This is a genomic window from Arthrobacter sp. Y3223166 (genome assembly GCF_059090935.1).
In genome coordinates this window covers 1-3,034 of sequence record NZ_JBNHGE010000080.1, presented here as the reverse complement: position 1 = coordinate 3,034, position 3,034 = coordinate 1, and the positions used below count along the sequence as shown (strand labels likewise).

The following is a 3,034-nucleotide window of genomic DNA, read 5'->3' as shown; positions in this document are numbered from 1 at the left end:
GCAGGACGACGACGGCGGTGCGTTGGCCTTGGCGGCCCGCCTCGCCGGGCGGCTGGGGCTCGCCGATCCGCTGGCACCGTGGCAGACCAACCGGCTGCCGGTCACCGCGCTGGCCGCCGCGCTGGCCGATGTGCTGGCGGCCGCCGGCAAGGTCGCCAACGACGTGCTGCTGCTGAGCCGGCCCGAAGTGGGCGAGGTCTCCGAACCCGCCGCCGACGGCCGCGGCGGCTCCTCGGCCATGCCCCAGAAGCAGAATCCGGTGCTGTCCGTGCTGATCCACAGCGCCGCCCTCGCCGCCCCCGGGCACCTGGCCCAGGTCCAGGCCGCCGCGGCCGGGGCAATCGACGAGCGGCCGGACGGCTCCTGGCACGTGGAGTGGCAGGCGCTGCGCCAGTTGCTCCGGCTCGCCGGCGGGGCAGCCGCCAAGCTGGCCGAACTCTCCGAGGGCCTGGTGGTCCGCCCGGAGAAGATGCGCCGGAACCTGGAGATCACCGGCGAGCTGGTGGTCAGCGAACGCGTCATGGCCACGGTGGCGCCGATGCTGGACGGCGGAACCCCCGGCGCCGGCAAGGCGAAGGTCCAGAGCCTGGTCAACCAGTCGCTCGCCGGCCAGGGCAGCCTGTCGCAGCTGCTGCGCGAAGCCGTGCCCGGCGACGTCCTCTCCGACACGGCGCTGGCCGAACTGCTGGACCCGGCCGGGTATACCGGCCAAAGCAGCGGCCTGATCGACCGGATCACGTCCCACTACGCAGAATGGAGCCATTCGTGACCGTTCCCGACATCACCCCCACCCTCCTGTCCGAGGGCAAAGGCAGGCCGGTGCTGCTGGCCGGCGCCGGACTGGGGACCGGCGCCAAGGCGCTCTGGGCCGACGCCGTGGAGCACCTGCAGGACTTCCAGGTGGTGGGCGTGGACCTGCCCGGCCACGGGGCCAGCCCGGCCTCGACCGGACCGTACACCATGGCCGAACTCGGCCAGGCGGTCGTGGCGATGCTGGACAAGCTGCGCGAAGCCGGCGACATCGACCCCGGCACCAAGGTGTACTTTGCCGGCGTCTCGATGGCCGGTGAACTGGCCCTGCAGCTGGGCCTGGACCACCCGGACCGCTTCGCCGGCCTGGGCGTGGTCTGCTCCGCCGCCAAGATCGGCGAAGCGGCCGCGTGGCTGGAACGCGCGGACACCGTGCGCCAGGCGGGAACGCCCACGATGGTCACCGGCTCGGCGCAGCGCTGGTTCGCCCCGGGCTTCATCGAGAAGCACCCCGAGCGCGCCACCCGGCTGCTGCACACCCTGCAGGACGCGGACCGCTTCGCCTACGCCCACGCATGCGAGGCCCTGGCCGGCTTCGACGTCCGCGAGCGGCTCGGCGACATCACCACTCCGGTGATTGCCGTCGCCGGGGCGCTCGACCAGGTGTGCCCGCCCGGGTTCGCCGAAGCAGTGGCCGCCGGCGTGCAAAAGGGCAGCTCCGCCGTCGTCGACGGCGTGGCCCACCAGGCGCCCGCCGAGGCACCCGCGGAAACCGCCGCGCTGCTGCGCGATTTCTTCCTGGCCGCCTGAAACCGCAGCCGGACCGATGACTGAACAACCAAGGAGTACACGCCGTGAGCGATAACCGCACCTTCGATCCTGCCCAGACCCAGCAGGAAGTGTACGACGAAGGCATGGCCGTGCGCCGGCAGGTGCTCGGCGATGCCCACGTGGACCGCGCGAACAGCTCGATCGATGAGTTCACCCAGGACTTCCAGGAACTGATCACGCGCTACGCCTGGGGGACCATCTGGACCCGGGAGGGGCTGCCGCGCACCACGCGCAGCGCCATCACGCTCACCGCCATGATCGCCAAGGGCCACTGGGAGGAATTCGCCATGCATGTCCGGGCGGCGCTGACCAACGGCATGACCCGCGACGAGATCAAGGAAGTCGTGCTGCAGTCGGCCATCTACTGCGGCGTCCCGGACGCCAACGTCGCGTTCAAGGTGGCCAAGGGCGTCTTTGCCAGCCTTGACGAGGATCACAAGGGCTCGATATAGTTCATATAACGTACATGCGTTCGTGTAGCGAACACTTCGGCAGGAACGGAAGCGCCCGCGACGGTTCCCGCCGAAACGGTATGTTCCGCGCGGACCCCCGTGTCGACGGAGCGGTCCGGTCCGGCCTGAGCGCCGGGCCGGGCCGTTTGCTGTAACCCAAAGGCGCACCCCGGAAGTGCGCCGCGAAGGAGCCTCGAATGAACCAGGCATATCTGTATGACGCCGTCCGCACCCCCTTCGGCAAGTTCGGCGGTGCGCTGGCCGGCGTCCGCCCGGACGACCTGGCGGCCGAAGTCGTCAAGGCGGAAGTTTCCCGCGCCCCGGGCCTGGACCCGGAACGCATCGACGAGGTGATCTTCGGCAACGCCAACGGCGCCGGGGAAGAGAACCGGAACGTGGCGCGCATGGCCACGCTGCTGGCCGGCCTGCCCACCTCGATCCCGGGAACCACCGTGAACCGGCTGTGCGGCTCCAGCCTGGACGCCGCCATCATCGCCTCCCGGCAGATCAACGCCGGCGAAGGCGACCTGGTGCTGATCGGCGGCGTCGAGTCGATGAGCCGGGCGCCGTGGGTGCTGCCGAAGACCGAGAAGCCCTACCCGGCAGGCGACATGACCCTGGCGTCCACCACCCTGGGCTGGCGCCTGGTGAACAAGAAGATGCCGCGGGAATGGACCGTCTCCCTGGGCGAGGCCACCGAGCAGCTGCGCGAGCGCCACGGCATCAGCCGCGAACGACAGGACGAGTTCGCCGCCGCCTCGCACCGCCTCGCCGACGAGGCCTGGAACGCTGGCAAATACGACTCGATGGTGGTGAAGGTTCCGGGCACCGACCTGATCCGCGACGAGTCCATCCGCCCCACCAGCACCGTTGACGTCCTAGCCGGGCTGAAGACCGTCTTCCGGCCGGCGGGCGAGGGCCCCGAGGGCGGCACGGTCACGGCCGGCAACGCCTCGCCGCTGAACGACGGCGCCTCCGCGGCGTGGCTGGGCAGCGAGGCC

General features: G+C 71.0%; 4 protein-coding genes. All 4 read left to right on the top strand.

Annotated elements, in window-relative coordinates; genetic code table 11:
- A partial coding sequence (locus AC5RUH_RS16565; protein WP_494129139.1) for a lyase family protein occupies nucleotides 1-769 on the top strand: 769 nt, incomplete at its 5' end.
- The gene (locus AC5RUH_RS16560) at nucleotides 766-1,560 is read left to right on the top strand and encodes an alpha/beta fold hydrolase (RefSeq protein WP_494129138.1); all 795 of its coding nucleotides are present in this window, start codon (nucleotides 766-768) and stop codon (nucleotides 1,558-1,560) included. The genes AC5RUH_RS16565 and AC5RUH_RS16560, both read left to right, overlap by 4 nt.
- A 44-nt stretch (nucleotides 1,561-1,604) precedes the next feature.
- Nucleotides 1,605-2,033 carry a 4-carboxymuconolactone decarboxylase gene (gene pcaC / locus AC5RUH_RS16555; RefSeq protein WP_494000491.1) on the top strand — a complete coding sequence of 143 codons (429 nt, stop codon included), beginning with the start codon at nucleotides 1,605-1,607 and terminating at the stop codon, nucleotides 2,031-2,033.
- Between the two features lie 197 nt (nucleotides 2,034-2,230).
- Nucleotides 2,231-3,034 (top strand): thiolase family protein (locus AC5RUH_RS16550; protein WP_494129137.1); only part of this gene is annotated, 804 nt, incomplete at its 3' end.